The 366-nt window shown below is 48.6% G+C and carries 2 tRNA genes; both read right to left on the reverse strand.

Annotation, left to right across the window (positions count from 1 at the left end):
• Window positions 1-61 precede the first annotated feature (61 nt).
• Window positions 62-137 (reverse strand) — tRNA-Ala (locus QNN86_RS23895).
• A 109-nt stretch (window positions 138-246) separates the two neighbouring features.
• Window positions 247-323 (reverse strand) — tRNA-Ile (locus QNN86_RS23900).
• Window positions 324-366 lie beyond the last annotated feature (43 nt).

Here is a 366-nt window from a genome sequence, read left to right on the forward strand (position 1 = left end):
ACTTCGCAGTGAACCTTTTCAGGTACACTCTGAAGTTTTCTTGTGTTTCTGCAGTAAAGGATGGTGGAGCTATGCGGGATCGAACCGCAGACCTCCTGCGTGCAAGGCAGGCGCTCTCCCAGCTGAGCTATAACCCCATCGTAATACTTCATCTCTGTACCGATAATTTGTCCTGAGACAAGGCGTGGAATGACGAAGCATACTGAAGTATGCGAGTCGTTTCACAACACAGTATCAGGGCAAATTTGGTAGGCCTGAGTGGACTTGAACCACCGACCTCACCCTTATCAGGGGTGCGCTCTAACCACCTGAGCTACAAGCCTGCAGAGATTTTTACTGCTAATTTTTCATCAGACAATCTGTGTG

Origin of the sequence: Citrobacter sp. C348 (assembly GCF_047467975.1) — a bacterium.
Classification (GTDB): domain Bacteria; phylum Pseudomonadota; class Gammaproteobacteria; order Enterobacterales; family Enterobacteriaceae; genus Citrobacter; species Citrobacter gillenii.